The 15,788-nt window shown below is 73.9% G+C and carries 16 protein-coding genes and 1 pseudogene; 11 read left to right on the top strand and 6 right to left on the bottom strand.

Annotation, left to right across the window (positions count from 1 at the left end; all coding sequences use genetic code 11):
* Window positions 1-51 precede the first annotated feature (51 nt).
* Genes OVA14_RS03815 through OVA14_RS03795 form a run of 5 tightly spaced genes read left to right on the top strand, consistent with a single transcriptional unit; the run spans window position 52 to window position 5,468 of the window.
* A complete protein-coding gene (locus OVA14_RS03815; protein WP_267504968.1) occupies window positions 52-1,629 on the top strand; it encodes a sugar ABC transporter ATP-binding protein in 1,578 nt (525 codons plus the stop codon).
* A complete protein-coding gene (locus tag OVA14_RS03810; RefSeq protein ID WP_267504967.1) occupies window positions 1,626-2,648 on the top strand; it encodes an ABC transporter permease in 1,023 nt (340 codons plus the stop codon). The genes OVA14_RS03815 and OVA14_RS03810 overlap by 4 nt, the downstream gene beginning before the upstream one ends.
* The gene (locus OVA14_RS03805) at window positions 2,645-3,799 is read left to right on the top strand and encodes an ABC transporter permease (protein WP_267504966.1); all 1,155 of its coding nucleotides are present in this window, start codon (window positions 2,645-2,647) and stop codon (window positions 3,797-3,799) included. Before OVA14_RS03810 ends, OVA14_RS03805 begins: the two co-directional genes overlap by 4 nt.
* Complete coding sequence (locus OVA14_RS03800; RefSeq protein WP_267504965.1) at window positions 3,796-4,560, top strand: class II aldolase/adducin family protein; 765 nt, start codon at window positions 3,796-3,798, stop codon at window positions 4,558-4,560. The genes OVA14_RS03805 and OVA14_RS03800 overlap by 4 nt, the downstream gene beginning before the upstream one ends.
* 38 nt (window positions 4,561-4,598) lie before the next feature.
* Window positions 4,599-5,468: a sugar phosphate isomerase/epimerase family protein gene (locus OVA14_RS03795; RefSeq protein ID WP_267504964.1), complete on the top strand. Its 870-nt coding sequence runs from the start codon at window positions 4,599-4,601 to the stop codon at window positions 5,466-5,468.
* Window positions 5,469-5,600: 132 nt separating this feature from the next.
* Here the strand turns inward: OVA14_RS03795 and OVA14_RS03790 are convergent, their stop codons facing one another.
* Window positions 5,601-6,215: a TetR/AcrR family transcriptional regulator gene (locus OVA14_RS03790; RefSeq protein WP_267504963.1), complete on the bottom strand. Its 615-nt coding sequence runs from the start codon at window positions 6,213-6,215 to the stop codon at window positions 5,601-5,603.
* Here OVA14_RS03790 and OVA14_RS13740 point away from each other — a divergent pair.
* Together OVA14_RS13740 and OVA14_RS03780 are read left to right on the top strand one after the other, a co-directional pair.
* Window positions 6,127-6,678, top strand: a pseudogene (locus tag OVA14_RS13740) (alcohol dehydrogenase catalytic domain-containing protein); the annotation flags it as partial. The gene OVA14_RS03790 and the pseudogene OVA14_RS13740 sit on opposite strands and share 89 nt — an antisense overlap.
* Window positions 6,679-6,709: 31 nt before the next feature.
* Window positions 6,710-7,360, top strand: coding sequence for a zinc-binding dehydrogenase (locus OVA14_RS03780; RefSeq protein ID WP_267504961.1), 651 nt, complete (start codon window positions 6,710-6,712; stop codon window positions 7,358-7,360).
* A 25-nt stretch (window positions 7,361-7,385) separates the two neighbouring features.
* Here OVA14_RS03780 and OVA14_RS03775 read toward each other — a convergent pair whose 3' ends face one another.
* Complete coding sequence (locus tag OVA14_RS03775; protein WP_267504960.1) at window positions 7,386-9,401, bottom strand: alpha/beta fold hydrolase; 2,016 nt, start codon at window positions 9,399-9,401, stop codon at window positions 7,386-7,388.
* 82 nt (window positions 9,402-9,483) lie between these two features.
* The gene (locus OVA14_RS03770; protein WP_267504959.1) at window positions 9,484-10,008 is read right to left on the bottom strand and encodes an adenine phosphoribosyltransferase; all 525 of its coding nucleotides are present in this window, start codon (window positions 10,006-10,008) and stop codon (window positions 9,484-9,486) included.
* Between the two features lie 107 nt (window positions 10,009-10,115).
* Between OVA14_RS03770 and OVA14_RS03765 the strand changes: the two genes are divergently transcribed.
* From OVA14_RS03765 to OVA14_RS03750, 4 genes are read left to right on the top strand one after another with little or no spacing between them, the layout of a single operon-like run.
* Window positions 10,116-10,487, top strand: coding sequence for a PadR family transcriptional regulator (locus tag OVA14_RS03765; protein ID WP_267504958.1), 372 nt, complete (start codon window positions 10,116-10,118; stop codon window positions 10,485-10,487).
* A gap of 1 nt (window position 10,488) precedes the next feature.
* On the top strand, window positions 10,489-10,854 hold the full coding sequence (locus OVA14_RS03760; protein WP_267504957.1) for a DUF1048 domain-containing protein: 366 nt from the start codon (window positions 10,489-10,491) through the stop codon (window positions 10,852-10,854).
* Window positions 10,851-11,666 carry an ABC transporter ATP-binding protein gene (locus tag OVA14_RS03755; protein ID WP_267504956.1) on the top strand — a complete coding sequence of 272 codons (816 nt, stop codon included), beginning with the start codon at window positions 10,851-10,853 and terminating at the stop codon, window positions 11,664-11,666. Before OVA14_RS03760 ends, OVA14_RS03755 begins: the two co-directional genes overlap by 4 nt.
* Window positions 11,663-12,424, top strand: a complete 762-nt coding sequence (locus OVA14_RS03750; RefSeq protein ID WP_267504955.1) for an ABC transporter permease — start codon at window positions 11,663-11,665, stop codon at window positions 12,422-12,424. The genes OVA14_RS03755 and OVA14_RS03750 overlap by 4 nt, the downstream gene beginning before the upstream one ends.
* A gap of 86 nt (window positions 12,425-12,510) precedes the next feature.
* Here OVA14_RS03750 and OVA14_RS03745 read toward each other — a convergent pair whose 3' ends face one another.
* Genes OVA14_RS03745 through OVA14_RS03735 form a run of 3 tightly spaced genes read right to left on the bottom strand, consistent with a single transcriptional unit; the run spans window position 12,511 to window position 15,691 of the window.
* On the bottom strand, window positions 12,511-13,950 hold the full coding sequence (locus OVA14_RS03745) for a gluconate:H+ symporter (protein WP_267504954.1): 1,440 nt from the start codon (window positions 13,948-13,950) through the stop codon (window positions 12,511-12,513).
* 2 nt (window positions 13,951-13,952) lie between these two features.
* Window positions 13,953-14,855: a phosphogluconate dehydrogenase C-terminal domain-containing protein gene (locus OVA14_RS03740; protein ID WP_267504953.1), complete on the bottom strand. Its 903-nt coding sequence runs from the start codon at window positions 14,853-14,855 to the stop codon at window positions 13,953-13,955.
* The gene (locus tag OVA14_RS03735) at window positions 14,852-15,691 is read right to left on the bottom strand and encodes a sugar phosphate isomerase/epimerase family protein (protein WP_267504952.1); all 840 of its coding nucleotides are present in this window, start codon (window positions 15,689-15,691) and stop codon (window positions 14,852-14,854) included. Before OVA14_RS03735 ends, OVA14_RS03740 begins: the two co-directional genes overlap by 4 nt.
* Window positions 15,692-15,788 lie beyond the last annotated feature (97 nt).

Raw genomic sequence — 15,788 nt, 5'->3', positions numbered from 1 at the left:
CCACCACCCCCAGCACGACCCGGACCGGCGACGACGCCGACGAGGAGCACCATGACCGACACCGCGGCCAGCGAGACGCACGCCGAGCGGGGCGTCGCGCCCCGGCTCGAGATGCGGGGCATCGCCAAGCGCTACGGCGGCGTCCGCGCCATCCGCCACGCCGACCTCACCGTGCGGCCCGGCACCGTCCACGCCCTCGTGGGCGAGAACGGCGCCGGCAAGTCGACCCTCATCAAGATCCTCTCGGGCGCCGAGCAGGCCGACGAGGGCACGATCGCCATCGACGGCGCGCCCGTCGCCATCGGCAGCACGACCGACGCCATCGGGCTCGGCGTGCAGACCGTCTACCAGGAGCCGCAGCTCTTCCCCGAGCTGACCGTCGCCGAGAACTGCTTCGTCGGGCGCGAGATCACGCGCGGCCCCGCGATCGACTGGCGCGCGCAGGCACCCAGGATGCTCGAGCTGCTCGACCTCGTCGGCCTCGACCGCGGCCTCGCCGCCCAGCCGCTCGGCTCGCTCTCGATCGCGAAGCAGCAGCAGGTGTCGATCGCCAAGGCGCTCCTCGAGCGGGCCAGCATCCTGATCCTCGACGAGCCGAGCGCCATCCTCACCGACGCCGAGATCGAGGTGCTCTTCGGCGTCGTGCGCCGCCTCGCGGCCGAGGGCGTCTCGATCATCTACATCAGCCACCGCCTCGACGAGCTCTTCCGCATCGCCGACGAGGTCACGATCATGCGCGACGGGCAGACGGTCTCGTCGCAGCCCATCGGCGAGCTCACCGTGCGCGAGATCGCCGAGCGCATGGTCGGCGGCGCCATCCCCGAGGGCACCCAGACCGAGCGCGAGCTGGGCGAGGCGGTGCTCGAGCTCGAGGGCCTCTCGCTCGAGGGCGCCTTCGACGACGTGTCGCTCACCATCCGCGCGGGGGAGGTCGTGGGCCTCTACGGGCTCGTCGGCTCCGGCGCGGCCGAGGTGGGGGAGGTCGTCTACGGCATGCGCCGCGCGACCTCCGGCCGGCTCCGCGCCGTCGGCGACGACCGCCACCCGGCGAGCCCCGCCGCCGCGAAGCGCCGCGGGATCCGCATGGTGCCCGCCAACCGCGCCTCGCAGGGCTCCTTCTCGTTCCAGCCGATCGCCTTCAACATCACCATCGGCTCCCTCGGGCTGCTCGGGAGGGCGCCCGGCTGGGTGTCGCCGCGCGCCGAGCGCCGCATCAGCGACGACCTCATCCGTCGCCTCGCGGTCAAGACGCCCTCCGGCCGCCAGCCGATCGGCGCGATGTCGGGCGGCAACGCGCAGAAGGTCGTGCTCGCGCGGCAGATCGTCGAGCAGCCGAGGCTCCTCGTGCTCGGCGAGCCCACGCAGGGCGTCGACGTCGGCGCCAAGGAGGAGATCCACCGGATCGTCGCCGACCTCGCCGAGCGCGGCACCGCCGTGCTCGTCATCACCACCGACCTCGCCGAGGTGCAGCGCATCGCCGACCGCGTCCTCGTCTTCCGCGCCGGCCGCGTCGCCGTCGAGCTGCCGCCCACCGCGAGCCAGGCATCCCTGCTCGCCGCGGCCGCCGGCGCGATCGACGACGACGGCGCGCCCGCACCCGCCACCGACCGAGCGGAGGACGCCGCATGAGCGCCACCACCGCGCCCGCCCCCGAGCGCGGCGCCCCCGAGCGGCTGAGCCTGCGCCGCATCCTGCCGCCGGTCGTCACGGGCCAGGAGCTCGTGCTGCTCGGCGTGCTCGTGGTGCTGTGGGTGCTGCTGGGCATCTTCACGCCCGCGTTCCTCACGCCCGGCTCGATCGGGCCGCTGCTCGTGCAGGTGGCGCCGATCGCGCTCATCGGCGTCGGCATGACCTTCGTGATCATCACCGCCGGGATCGACGTGTCGGTCGCGGCCATGATCATGGTCTCGGCGGTCGTCACCGCGCGCGTCATCGTCGCCGCCGACGTGCCCGCGATCGTCGCCGTGCTGCTCGCGGTCGTCATCGGCACCGCGCTCGGCGCGCTGAACGGCGCGCTCATCGCCTACGGCCGCGTGCACCCGATCATCATCACCTTCGGCACCGCGAACCTCTTCCAGTGGCTGGGCCTGCGGGTGTTCGACTCCTCGACCGTCAACGGCATCCCCGGCACGCTCGACTTCTTCGGCCGCGGCGCCGAGGGCTCCACGCTCGGCGTGCCCCACTCGTTCGCGATCGCGGTCGTCGCCGTCGCAGCGGCGTGGTGGTTCCTGCGCTACGCGAAGGCCGGCCGCAGCCTCTACGCGATCGGCGGCAACCAGAACGCCGCGCGCCTCGCGGGCATCAAGGTGCAGCCGCGCCTCCTCTGGGTCTACGCGGTCACCGGCGCGCTCGCGGGCCTCGCCGCCTGCATGGTCATCGCCACCGGGACCTCGAGCCTCGACCAGTCGGTGGGCTCGGGCAAGGAGCTGCAGGTCATCGCCGCCGTCGTCATCGGCGGCACCTCGATCCTCGGCGGCCGCGGCAGCGTCGTGGGCACCCTGCTCGGCGCGATCCTCGTGCAGACCGTCGTCTCGGGCGTCACCCAGCTCGGCTGGCCCACCCAGCTCGGCTTCCTCTTCGTCGGCATCTTCATCCTGATCGCCGTCGGCACCGACCTCATCCGCGAGCGAGCCAGGAGGCGCGCATGACCGCCGTCGACACCGCCCCGAAGGGCGGCCGCAACGAGGCACCGACGCCCGAGCGTCCCTCGGCCGCGAGCCGCGCACGTGCATGGCTCGCCGGCGGCGGGCTCAAGGAGCGCGCGACGCTGCTGCTCGGGCTCATCATCCTGCTCGTCGTCGTCATGTCGATCCTCGACGGCGTCGGCGCCACGCGCGGCGACTTCAACAGCGACTACCTCGCCGCGACCCTCATCGCCTACGTGCCGCTCGCGCTGCTCGCGCTCGCGGAGCTCTTCGTGATCACCTCGGGCCGCGGCGGCATCGACCTCTCGGTCGGCTCGATGGTCTCGCTCACCGGCATCGCCTTCGCGATGCTGTACCAGCAGGCGATGCTGCCGCTCGCGGCCTCGATCCTGCTCGCCGTCGCCCTCGGGGCGCTCCTGGGCGCCGTGAACGGCGTGCTCACCGCCTACCTCGGCTACCCCGCGCTCATCACGACGCTCGCGACCTTCTACGCCTACCGCTCCATCGCGCTCGTCGTGAGCGACCAGAAGCCGGTCTCGGGCCCCGAGATCTCGCAGTTCTACGACGCCGCGAAGGCGATCGAGCTGCCCGTGATCGGCGCGACGCTGCCGCTCGTGCCGCTCGGCGTCTTCACGTTCCTGCTGCCGGTCGCGGTCGTCGCGTGGTTCGTCCTGAACCGCACGTCCTACGGCCGGAAGCTCTACGCGATCGGCACGAACGACACCGCCGCGCAGTGGGCGGGCATCGACACCCGCCGCACGCGCATGCTCGCCTACGTCGCCTCGGGCGCGATCTCGGGCCTCGTGGGCGTGTACACCGTGGCGCAGTTCGCCTCCGCGAGGCCCGACGCCGGCACGAGCGGCAGCGGCATGGCGCTGCCGGCCATCACCATCGCGGTGCTCGGCGGCGTCGCCATCACGGGCGGCATCGGCCGGCTCTCGGGCATCCTGCTCGCAGCGCTGCTCATCGTGTGGCTCAACGCCTCGATCCTGCTCGTCGTGCCCGGCAACGAGGGCGCCCAGGCGCAGCTGCTCGCGCTCGGCGTCGTGCTGCTCGGCGCCTCGCTGCTCGCGAACGCATCCGTGCGGCGCAGGACCACAGGGCTCACGAGGCCCGCCGCCGTGCCGGGCACCGCGGCGGGGCGCTCCCGATGAGCGTCGCCGAGGCGCTGCTCGCGCTCGCGCACGCCGTGGGCGAGCCGCGCCGCGAGCTCGTGATCCTCGCCGAGGGCAACGTCTCGGCTCGCATCGACGACGAGCGGATGCTCGTGAAGGCGACGGGCTCGTCGATGGCCTCGGCGGGCGCCGACGACCTCGTCGAGTGCCGCTTCGCGCCCATCCTCGAGCTGCTCGACGACCCGCGCGCCTTCGAGGGCGGCGAGGGCGACGCGCGCGTCGCCGAGGCGCTGCTCGCCTCCCGCGTCGACCCGACGGCGAAGCGCCCGAGCGTCGAGGCGCTGCTGCACGCGGTCGTGCTCACCTCCGGCGCCGCGGCCGCGTGCCACACGCATCCGATCTCGGCCAACGGCATCCTCTGCTCCGACCGGGCGCCGCTGCTCGCCGCGGGCGCGCTCTTCCCCGACCAGGTCGTGGTGCTCGGCGCGCAGACGCTGCTCGTGCCCTACGTCGACCCGGGCCTCGGCCTCGGCCGCCTCATGCGGCACGAGCTGCGCGCCTTCGCCGACCGCCACCGCGCGCTGCCGAAGCTCGTCTGGCTGCAGAGCCACGGCATGTTCGCGATCGGCGACGACCCCGCGGAGTGCCTGCGCATCACCGAGATGGCCGACAAGGTCGCGCGCGTCCTCGCGGGCGCGCTCGCCGCGGGCGAGCCCGCCTTCCTCCCCGACGCGGTCGTCGACCGCATCGACGGCCGCGAGGACGAGGACGTGCGCCGCGCGGCCCTCGCCGGCCGCTGAGCCGCGCATCCACCACCCCCTGAGCGAAGGAGCTCCCCATGCAGATCGGCGTCCACGGCCTCGTCTTCACCGGCACGTTCGACGAGGCGGGCATCCAGACCGCCATCGCCGGCACCCAGCGGGCGGGCTTCGACCTGCTCGAGCTGCCCCTCATGGACCCCTACGAGATCGACGGCGCGCTCGTCGCGCGCATCCTCGGCGACCACGGCGTCGCGATGACCTCGTCGCTCGGCCTCGACGCCGCGCACGACCTCTCGAGCGAGGACACCGCGGTGAGCCGGGCGGGGGAGGACCTGCTGGCGCGCGCGATCGACGTCGTCGCCGAGGCGGGCGGCGCCCACCTGTGCGGCGTCATCTTCTCGGCGATGCAGAAGTACGTGCAGCCGGCGACGGCCGCGAACCGCGCGGCCTCGGCCTCGGCGCTCGCTCGGCTCGGCGAGCGCGCGCAGCAGGCGGGCGTCACGCTCTCGCTCGAGGTCGTGAACCGCTACGAGACGAACATCATGAACACGGCGCGCGGCGGCCTGCGCTTCCTCGAGGAGGTCGGCCACCCCAACGTGCACCTGCACCTCGACACGTACCACATGAACATCGAGGAGTCGGGGATGCTCGAGCCCGTGCTCGACGCCGGCGAGCGCCTCAGGTACGTGCACATCGGCGAGAGCCACCGCGGCTACCTCGGCACGGGATCCGTCGACTTCCCGTCGTTCTTCCGCGGCCTCTCGCGGCTCGGCTACGACGGCCCGATCGTGTTCGAGTCGTTCTCGAGCGCGGTGGTCTCGGCCTCGCTCTCGAACACGCTCGGCATCTGGCGGAACCTCTGGGACGACTCCGACGACCTCGCCGCCCACGCCAACCGCTTCATCCGCGACCAGCTGCGCGCGGTGGAGACGATCGCCCTCCACTGACCCCGCGCCCCCGGGTGTGGTCACCTCCCGCCCCGGGGGTGGTCGCTTCGCGCCCGGTTCCGGGCCGCATGTGGGCGCGAAGCGACCACGCACGTGCGGCCGGACGGGGTCAGGGGGGCTGCGCGGTCGAGCTCAGGCGAGCGCGCGGTCGACGAGCTCGCGCGCGAGCGCCTGCACCACGGGCAGCGTGCCGAGGTCGAGCGGCTGCGTCGCGAGCGCGCCCTCGTGCAGCACGAGCAGCCGGGCGGCGAGGGTCGCGGCGTCGGATGCGCCTGCGGCCGTGGCGAGCGCGCACAGCCTGGCCTCGAGCCACCGCTTCTGCTCGAGGATCACGGCGCGACCGGGGTGCGAGGCGTCGGGCAGCTCGGCGAGGGCGTTCACGAAGGCGCAGCCGCGCGCGGTGCCGCCCATCCACCTCTCCAGCGCATCGAAGGGCGCGAGCAGCGCGGCGTGGGTGTCGGGCGCAGCCGCCACAGCCTCCTCGACGAGCGCCCGCCAGCGGCGGTCGCGCTCGGTGAGGTACACGGCGACGAGCACGTCCTTCGAGCCGAAGCGGTCGTAGAGCGTGCGCTTCGTCACGCCGCTCGCCTCGGCGATGCGGTCGACGCCGACGGCCGTGATGCCGCGCTCGTAGAACAGCGCCTCGGCCGCGGCCGCGATGCGGCGGGCGGCGTCCGGCATCGTCGCGAGGTCGGGGATCTCGGCCGCCGCCGGGCTCGCGCCGCGCATGGTGCTCGGATCGGGCATCCAGCCACTCCTTCACAGATCGGTGTACCGTGGGCGGCATCGACTTCACCGATCAGTGTACCGGCGTTCGCGCCGCAGGGAGGAGCCCATCGTGCAGACCACCGAGACCATCCCCGAGACCATGAGGGCCGTGCGCTTCGCCGAGCACGGAGGCCCCGAGGTGCTCGAGCTCGCCGAGGTGCCCGTGCCGTCGCCCGGCACGGGCGAGGTGCTCGTGCGCGTGCGCGCGGCGGCGCTCAACAACACCGACATCTGGACCCGCGAGGGCGCCTACGGCCTTCCCGGACCCCGCGCCGGCTGGAAGGGCCCGATGGATCTGCCGCGCATCCAGGGTGCAGACGCCGCCGGCGTCGTCGTCGCGGTCGGCGAGAGCGTCGACGACGCGCTCCTCGGTCGCCGCGTCGTCGTCGACCCCGCCGTCTACGCAGGGGACGGCGAGCACGCCGAGCCCGTCGGGCTCATGGGCAGCGAGCGCGACGGTGCCTACGCCGAGCATGTGCTCGCCCCCGCGGCCCAGGTGCACGACCAGACGGCCTCGCCCCTCACTGACGCGCAGCTCGCGGCGCTGCCCTGCGCCTACGGCACCGCGCTCGGCATGCTCGTGCGCAGCCGCGCTGCGGAGGGCGAGACGGTGCTCGTCTCCGGCGCCTCCGGCGGTGTGGGTCTCGCCGCGGTGCAGGCTCGCCGCCGCGCGGGCGCGCGCGTGCTCGCCATCAGCAGCGCCGGCAAGGCTCGACGCGGTGCGCGAGGCGGGCGCCGCCGTCGTGCTCGACCGCGGCGAGGATCTCGCGGCGCAGCTCGACGAGGCGGCGCCCGAGGGCATCGACGTCGCGATCGACGTCGTCGCGGGCGAGCTCATCGCCGACACCCTCCCGCGCCTGCGCGAGGGCGGACGCTGGGTCGTCGCGGGCGCGCTCGGCGGCCACGACATCGCGCTCGACGTGCGTGCGCTCTACCTGCGCAACCTCCAGCTCATCGGCTCCGCGATGCACACGCGCGCCCACTTCGCCGAGCTCATGGACCTCGCGCGCCGTGGCGCGATCGAGCCCGTCATCGCTGCGTCCTTCCCGCTCGAGCGCGCCGCCGACGCGCAGCGCGAGCTGGAGACCCGCGCCCACGTCGGCAAGCTCGTCCTCGAGCCCTGAGCCCGCCGACCGTCCGGAGGGGCGATCACCAGGGCAGGGCGTCGGGGACGGGGTCGCCCCCGCGCACGTGCTGGTCGCAGAAGGCGAGCACCGCCTGGTTCCAGGTGACCGCGTTCGAGGGGCGCAGCACCCAGTGGTTCTCGTCGGTCAGCTGCAGGAACCGGTGCGGCATCGAGGCGGGGCTCCCCTCCCACGACGAGACGAGGTCCCACCACAGCCGCAGCGCCTCGCTCACCGGCACCCGGTAGTCCCGGTTGCCGTGGGTCACGAGCATGGGCGTCGTGATCGCGCCGCCCGCGTGGTGCGGCGAGTAGGCGCGGTACCACTCGGGCAGCGCATCCGGGTGGCCGTGCACGCGCACCTTGTGCGAGGCGGCGTCCGTGGTCGTGTGCTGCTGGTCGAGCGCCCAGAGGCCCGCGTGCGTGACGATCGCGTCGAAGCGGTCGCTGTGCCCGGCGATCCAGTTGGTCATGTAGCCGCCGAAGGAGGCGCCGAGCAGCGCCGTGCGCGAGGCGTCGAGCGTGCGCCGCTCGAGCACGCGATCGAGCAGCGCCTCGCACTCGCGGAAGACCACGTCGGCCAGGCGCGGCCAGCCGCGGTTGAGGCCCTCGTGGCCGTAGCCGGTCGACATCGCGGGATCCGGCAGCAGCACCGCGTAGCCGCGCGCCACCGCGAGCCACGGGTTCCAGCGCCAGCTCCACGCGTTGTAGGAGCCGTGCGGGCCGCCGTGGATCCAGAGCATGACGGGCGCGGGGGATGCGGTGCTCGCGGCCTTCGGGGTGCAGAGCCAGCCGCCGACGGTCGTGCCGTCGACCTCCGACTCCACCCACTCCAGGCGCCCCGGGAGCGTCCCGATGCGGCCGGGCGCGGGGATCGTCGCGGCCTCGACGCGGCCGCGGCCGGTGGTGGGGATGCGCACGGGCGCGGCGGGCGAGGCCAGGTCGCTGCGGAGCGCGAAGACCGCCTTCCCGTCGGCGGCGGGGGCCAGCGCGCCGTGCGGGGCGTCGTCGACGAGCGTGCGCACGGCGCCCGTGGCGGCATCGACGAGCACGACGGCGCCGCGAGAGTGCAGGTCGCCCGCGACCACGAGGCGCGCGTCGTCGAGCCACGCGTAGGAGCCGATCGTGAGGTCGCCGAGGTCGACGGCCACGGGCTCGCCGCCGCCGATGGGGTGCAGCTCGAGGAAGTCGTAGGAGGTGTCGGTGGGGCTCGAGGCGGTCACGCGGGTGACCGCGAGCGTCGCGCCGTCGGGCGAGAGCGCGGGGCCCGCCCACTGGTGGGCGGCCGTGGCGCGCAGCAGCATCCGTCGCCGCCGCGGCTGCACGTCGACGATCGCGATGCCCGTGCGGGTCTCGCCGCCGGCGACGCGGGTGGTCCATGTGGTGACGGCGCGGCGACCGTCGCGCGAGAGGTCGGCCGAGGCGTTCACGAGCGCGACGGTGTCGGCCGAGGGCGTGAGGTCGCGCAGCTCGCCCTCGGCGCTCACGTGCACGAGCCGCGGGCTCGCGTCGCCCAGCTCGTGGTCCCAGTAGCGGATGGGCATGCCCGTGTGCCAGATCGTCGTGCGCTTGGCGTCCTTCCGCGCCTTCCGCGCCTCCGCGTCGGTCTCGAGCGAGCCGCCGGGCAGCACCGCGGTGGTGGCGAGCATCGAGCCGTCGTCGGCGACGGCGACGAGGCTGAGGCCGCCCGGTGCGGAGGCCACGACGCGCGCCTCGCCGCGCTCGGGGAGGCGCCAGATGGCCGGTACGTCCTCGTCGGCGCCGCCCGTGGGGTCGGGGCGCGCGGAGGAGAACAGCAGCGAGCCGTCGGGCGCGAAGCGCGGCGCGCTCTCGCCCTTCGCCGACCACGTGAGGCGCTGGGCCTCCGCCTCGCTCGCCGGGTCGAGCTCCCAGAGCGAGGAGACCATGCGCGCGCCGTGCTCGTCGGCCTGCGCGATCGCGGCGACGAGCCGGCCGTCGGGCCCCGTCGCGAGGGAGGCGAGCCGCGGCATCCGCAGCAGGCCGTCGATGTCGGTGAAGTCGTCGAAGGGCGTCTCGGGCATGCCTCGACGCTATCGCCACCGATCCGGAGATCCGGATGGGAGGGGCCGCCGCAGGTCGTCGCGGGTCTCCGCGCCGCGGCGCTCAGGCGGTGAAGAGCGCCTTGGCGTGCGGCACCTTGGCGCGCCCGCCGAGCTCCTCGAGCTCGAGCACGACGGCGACGCCCACGACCTCGCCGCCCAGCTGCTCGACGAGCGAGATCGCGGCGGCGAGCGTGCCGCCGGTGGCGAGCACGTCGTCGACGAGCAGCACGCGCACCCCGGTGAGGTCGCCCGCGGCCTCGATCGTGGCGATGCCGTACTCGAGCGCGTAGTCGACGGAGGCGCCGGGGTTCGGCGTCTTGCCCGCCTTGCGGATCGGCAGCAGGCCCGTGCCCGTGCGGGCCGCGACGGCGCCCGCGAGCAGGAAGCCGCGCGCCTCGACGCCCGCGACGAGGTCGAACTCCTCGTCGAAGCGCTCGTGCAGCGCCGTCGTCACGGCCGCGAGCGCGGAGGGGTCGGCGAGCATCGGCCCGATGTCGCGGAAGAGCACGCCGGGCTTCGGGAAGTCGGGCGTCGCGGCGATGAGCGATCCGGCGCGGGCGAGGTCGGAGCGGTGGGGCTTCGGCACCCCACCACGGTAGTCGCGCCCTCTTGCGCGATCCGCTACTCAGTGTCACTATCTAGTGGTACTCAGCGACACTGAGTAGCAACACCGCTGAGGAGCAGGAGGCGCGCATGCCCAAGCAGGTCACCGAGATGCTCAAGGGCGTGCTCGAGGGCATCGTGCTCGCGATCCTCGCCGGCGGCTCGGCGCACGGGTACGAGATCACGGCGCGGCTGCGCGACGAGGGCTTCGCCGACATCGCCGAGGGCACGATCTACGCCCTGCTCCTGCGCGTCGAGCAGCGCGGCCTCGTCGACGTCGAGAAGGTGCCCTCCGAAAAGGGCCCGCCGCGCAAGGTCTTCACGCTGAACGCCGCGGGCGCCGCCGCCCTCGACGAGTTCTGGGGGAACTGGACGTTCCTCGCCGAGCGGCTCGCGTCGCTCCGCACCGCGGCGCCCGCATCCGCCGACGCCGCCGCCACCACGATCCCGGAGGGGAACTGACATGTCCGTCCTCGACAAGCTCTTCAGCGACCTCGCCCACAAGCGCAAGTACCGCGAGTACGTGGCGCGCCGCAAGGCCCTGCCCGAGCCCTACCGCGCGAGCGCCGCCGCGCTCGACCGCTACCTCATGCACCTCGGCGCCGTCGACGACGGCGAGACCCTCGTGCGCATGCTGGACGACCTCGTCACGCTGCTCGAGCAGGGCGCGGCGGACGGCACGCCCGTGCCGCAGCTGCTCGGCGAGGACCCGGTCGACTTCATCGAGACGTTCCTCGAGAACTACGGCCGCGGCAGCTGGATCGTCAAGGAGCGCGACCGCCTGCGCCGCTCGGTCGCCGAGGCGGTCGCGCACGAGGAGGGGCGGTGAGCGCCGCGACCCTCGAGCGGCCGCCCGCGATCCGGGTGCGCGGCCTCGAGAAGGCGTACGGGGAGCTGCGCGTGCTGCGCGGCGTCGACCTCGACGTCGCCGAGGGGTCGATCGTGGCGCTGCTCGGCTCGAACGGCGCGGGCAAGACGACGCTCGTGCGCATCCTCGCCACGCTGCTGCGGCACGAGGCCGGCTCCGCGAGCGTCGGAGGCCACGACGTGCGCGACGAGGCCGCGGCCGTGCGCGGGTCCATCAGCCTCACGGGCCAGTTCGCCGCCGTCGACGAGATCCTCACCGGCCGCGAGAACCTCGTGCTCGTCGGCCGCCTCCGCCACCTGCCCGACCCCGGGGCCACCGCCGACGCGCTGCTCGACCGCTTCTCGCTCGCCGAGGCCGGCGGCCGCCGCGCGGGCACCTACTCCGGCGGCATGCGCCGCCGGCTCGACATCGCGATGAGCCTCATGGGCGAGCCGCCCGTCGTCGTGCTCGACGAGCCCACGACGGGCCTCGACCCGCAGGCGCGCCTCGAGGTGTGGGATGCGGTGCGCGAGCTCGCGGCAGACGGCACGACGGTGCTCCTCACCACGCAGCAGCTCGAGGAGGCCGAGCACCTCGCCGACCGCATCGCGATCCTCCACGAGGGCCGCATCGTCGTCGACGGCACGCTCGCCGAGCTCCGCGCGCTGCTGCCGCGCCCCACCGTCGAGCTCGTCGAGCGCCAGCCGAGCCTCGAGGAGGTCTTCCTCGCCGTGGTCGGCGGCGCGGCCGAGCCCGCACCCGCGCCCGAACCCGCACCCGAGGAGGGGCGATGACCACGCACGTCGTCGCCGACACCGCCGCGCTCACCGGGCGCTCGCTCCGCCACATCCTGCGGAGCCCCGACACGATCGTGACGACCGCGGTGATGCCGATCGCCTTCCTGCTGCTGTTCGTGTTCGTGCTCGGCGGGGCGATCGACGTCGGCGGCGCCGCGTACGTCGACTACCTGCTGCCGGGCATCCTGCTCATCACGATCGCCTCGGGCGTCGCCTACACCTCCTACCGCCTCTTCCTCGACCTGCAGAGCGGCATCCTCGAGCGGTTCCGCTCGATGCCGATCGCGCGCTCGTCGGTGCTGTGGGCGCACGTCGTCACGTCGCTGGTCGCCAACCTGGTCTCGCTCGCGCTCGTCGTGGGCGCGGCGCTGCTCATGGGCTTCCGGTCGTCTGCCGGCCCGCTCGCCTGGCTCGCGGTCGCGGGCATCCTCGTGCTCGTGACGCTCGCGCTCACGTGGCTCGCCGTCGTCGCCGGGCTCAGCGCGCGCACGGTCGACGGGGCGAGCGCCTTCTCGTACCCGCTCATCCTGCTGCCGTTCGTGTCGTCGGCGTTCGTGCCCACCGAGTCGATGCCGGGCCCGGTCCGCTGGTTCGCCGAGCACCAGCCGGTGACCTCGATCGTGGATGCGCTGCGTGCGCTGCTCGCGCAGCAGCCCGTGGGCGCCGAGCTGTGGATCGCGCTCGCGTGGTGCCTCGGCATCCTCGCCGTCGCGGCGACGGCCGCCGGGCTGCTCCTGGCCCGCCGCGGCCGCTGAGCGGCGGGGCCCGGGCGGGCGACCTCCCCGGGCGCGCGAAGGGGGCCCCGCGTCGCGGACGGGGCCCCCTCGCTGCGCTCCGGCGGTCAGCCGCCGATCGCGCCCACCACGAACCAGGCGATCGAGATGATCGCCATGCCCGTGATGCCGAGGATGGTGCACAGCACCGTCCAGGTCTTCAGGCCTCCCGCCACCGACAGGCCCACGAACCGCGTCGCGATCCAGAAGCCGGAGTCGTTGATGTGCGAGAGCGACACCGAGCCCATCGCGATGGCGAGGATGATGAGCGCCACCTGCAGCTCGCTGTAGCCGCCCGCGAGGACGGTCGACTGCACGAGGCCCGCGGCCGTGAGCGTCGCGACCGTGCCGGAGCCCTGCGCCACCTTGAAGATGAGCGCGAGCAGGAAGGCGAGGAAGATGATCGGCACGCCCGCGTCGACGAGCATCCCGGAGACCGCGTCGCCGATGCCCGACTCCGTGAGCACGCGGGCGAAGACGCCGCCGGCTCCCGTGACGAAGACGACGATCGCGGCCGGCGCGAGCGCGGCGTCCATGATCTCGCTCATCGCCGTGCGGCCGTAGCCGTGCCGGATGCCGAGCAGGTACATCGCGAGCACGCAGGCGACGAGCAGCGCGAGGGCGGGGGCGCCGATGAAGGCGAGCACGTTCGCGGCCGTGGTCTCCGGCTCGACGACGAGCTTGCCCACGGTGCCGACGGCGATCATGAGGATCGGCAGCAGGATGAGCGCGATCACGCCGCCGGCGCTGGGGGTCGTCTGCGTGCGCGTGCGCGTCTCGGTGGCCGTCGCCGTCGCCGTGCCGCCCGCGGCGGGCGTCGCGCCGGTGCCGAGGTCGGCGGCCCCCGACTCGGCGTAGCGCTCGGCGATCTCGGGCGACATCGTCCACGTGCCGCGGCCCGTGATGCGCTTCGAGAGGAACCAGACGAGGAAGCCCATGGGGATCGACAGCAGGATGCCGAGGATCGTGACGAGGCCCATGACGTCGGGGTTCAGCAGCGTCGTCGAGCCGACGATGCCCGGGTGCGGCGGCACGGCGTTGTGGATGAACACCATGAACACCGCGACGGGCACGCCGAACGCGATGGGGCTGCGGTGGCCGGCCGCCTTCGCGAAGCTGAAGATGATCGGCACGAGGATGATGAACGCCACGTCGAAGAAGATCGGGATGGCGACGAGGCCCGAGGCGATGAGCAGCGCGGGGCCGAGGCGGTCCTTGCCGAGCTTCTTCGCCGCGAGGCGCGCGATCGTCTCGGCGCCGCCCGTCTTCTCGACGATGCCGCCGAGCATGGCGCCGAGGCCCACGAGCAGCGCGACGTTGCCGAGCGTGCCGCCCATGCCGGCCACGACGGTCGGGATGACCTCCTGCACGGCGATGCCCGCGGCGAGGGCCGTGAGCACCGAGACGGCGAGGAGCGCGAGGTACGCGGGCCAGTGCAGCTTCATCACGAGGAAGAGCAGCAGGGCGATGGCGACGACCGCCACCCCCACGAGGTAGATGGGGTCCATGGTCAGCTCCGCTCGACGCGGTCGAGCTTCAGCATCGTGGCGAGGACGCGGTCGAGGTCCTCGTCGTCCCAGATGCGCTTCCAGTCGTCCTTGATGATCGCTTCGCGGCCGTAGTCCATCGCCAGGTGGCAGGCCTCCGAGAACGGGTTGGAGCCGCGCAGCGCGTTCGTGAGCGCGATGCCGATGTGGCCGTAGAAGATCGCGCGCACGGCGTCCTCGGGGATGCCGACCTCCTGCACCGCGTGGTCCATCGAGTCCTTGAGGAACTGGCCGATCATGCAGGCCGTGGTCTCGACGAGCGTCGGCTCGAGCTGCGCGAGCTGCTTCACCGTCACCCAGTGCACGTCGATGACGGGCGCGTAGATCGCGCGCACGACCGCCTCGGTGCGCGCCTTGGCCTCCTCGTCGTCGCCCTCGAAGGCGGCCACGACGTCCTGGTCGGCCGCGATGCCGCCGAAGGTGTCGCCGTACTGCTCGACGGTGGTGCGCTCGAGAAAGACGGAGGGGTGGCACGGGTGCGCGACGGCCTGGTGGATGTCGTCGCGCTGCGCGAGCAGGCTCGCGTAGGCGGCGGCGGGGTCGAGGGTGAGGAGCACGGCGCCCGGGCGCATCGCGGGCACGACGCCCTGCGAGACCGTGCCGAGCACGACGTCGGGCACGGCGAGGATGACGACGTCGGCGGCCGCGACGGCCTCGTCGAGCTCGGTGACCTCGCGGTCGAGCTCGGCGATGCGCGCGCGGCCGGCCTCGGAGGCCTCCACGTAGTGCACGGTCGCCTCGGTGAGCTCGAGGTTGTTCGACACGCGCATGCCCATCTTGCCGGCGGCGCCGACGACGGCGACGGTCAGCGAGGCGTCGAGCTCGACGACCTTGCCGAGCAGCGGGTTCTTGGGGTTCTGAGTCATCGGGCAACTCCTTCGTCGGTGGTGGTGGTGGTGGAGGGGGAGGGAGTCCAGGCGGCGAGCGCGGCGAGGGTCGCCGCGGTCCAGTCGCGCTCGAGCGCGACGGAGGCGGCGCTCGAGCCCTGCCAGGGCAGCCAGTGCTCGACGATCGCGGCGGGAGCGCGGCCGGCGGCGTGCACGGCGTCCAGCTCGTGCTGGAGGTCGAGCTGGCCCGAGCCCATGCGGGCGCCGGTGAGCTGGAAGCCGACCCAGCCCGGCTGGCGGTCGAAGCGGAAGTCCTTCACGTGCAGGTCGAGCGCGTGGGGCGCGACCGCCTCGACGACGTCGACGGGGCGCTCGAGCGCGGCGATGCAGTTGGCGGGGTCGAGCGTGGCGCCGACGAGCGGCGAGCCCACGGCCTCGATCGCGCCGACGAGCGTGGCGGTGGGCACCTGCTCGTAGGTCTCGAGCGCGAGCGCGACGCCCGCGGCCTCGAGGCGCGGCAGGCTCGCCGCGAGGACCTCGGCGACGTGCTCGACGCCGCGCTCGGCATCGGGCCGCTGCACCATCGATCGCAGCACGCGGGCGTCGAGCGCCTCGGCGATGTCGATCCAGCGGGCCAGGTGCGCGGGGTCGATGCCGCGGGTGCCGAGCTGCAGGCGCAGGCCCAGGTCGGCGGCGCGGGCGCGGAGCGCGGCGAGCCCCTGCGCGGAGCGGTCCTCGATGCGCGGGTCGTCGCAGACCTCGAAGACGGCGCACCCGAGCTCGGCGGCGCGGTCGAGCATGCCCTCGATGCCGATGGGGTCCGGGTGGTCGTGCCACTCCCAGAACATCGCGTACGAGCCGATGCCGACATCCATGCTGCTACTCCGTTGTGCGCTCGGCCGGCGGTCGTCGCGCGGCCTCGGTCACCGTACTCCGCGTCGATGCGATCGCGCAACCGGTTGACCAATTTGA

This window comes from Agrococcus sp. SL85 (assembly GCF_026625845.1).
Taxonomy (GTDB): domain Bacteria; phylum Actinomycetota; class Actinomycetes; order Actinomycetales; family Microbacteriaceae; genus Agrococcus.
Note: the sequence above shows the minus strand (reverse complement) of the source record. Positions and strands in the feature narration are given on the sequence as shown.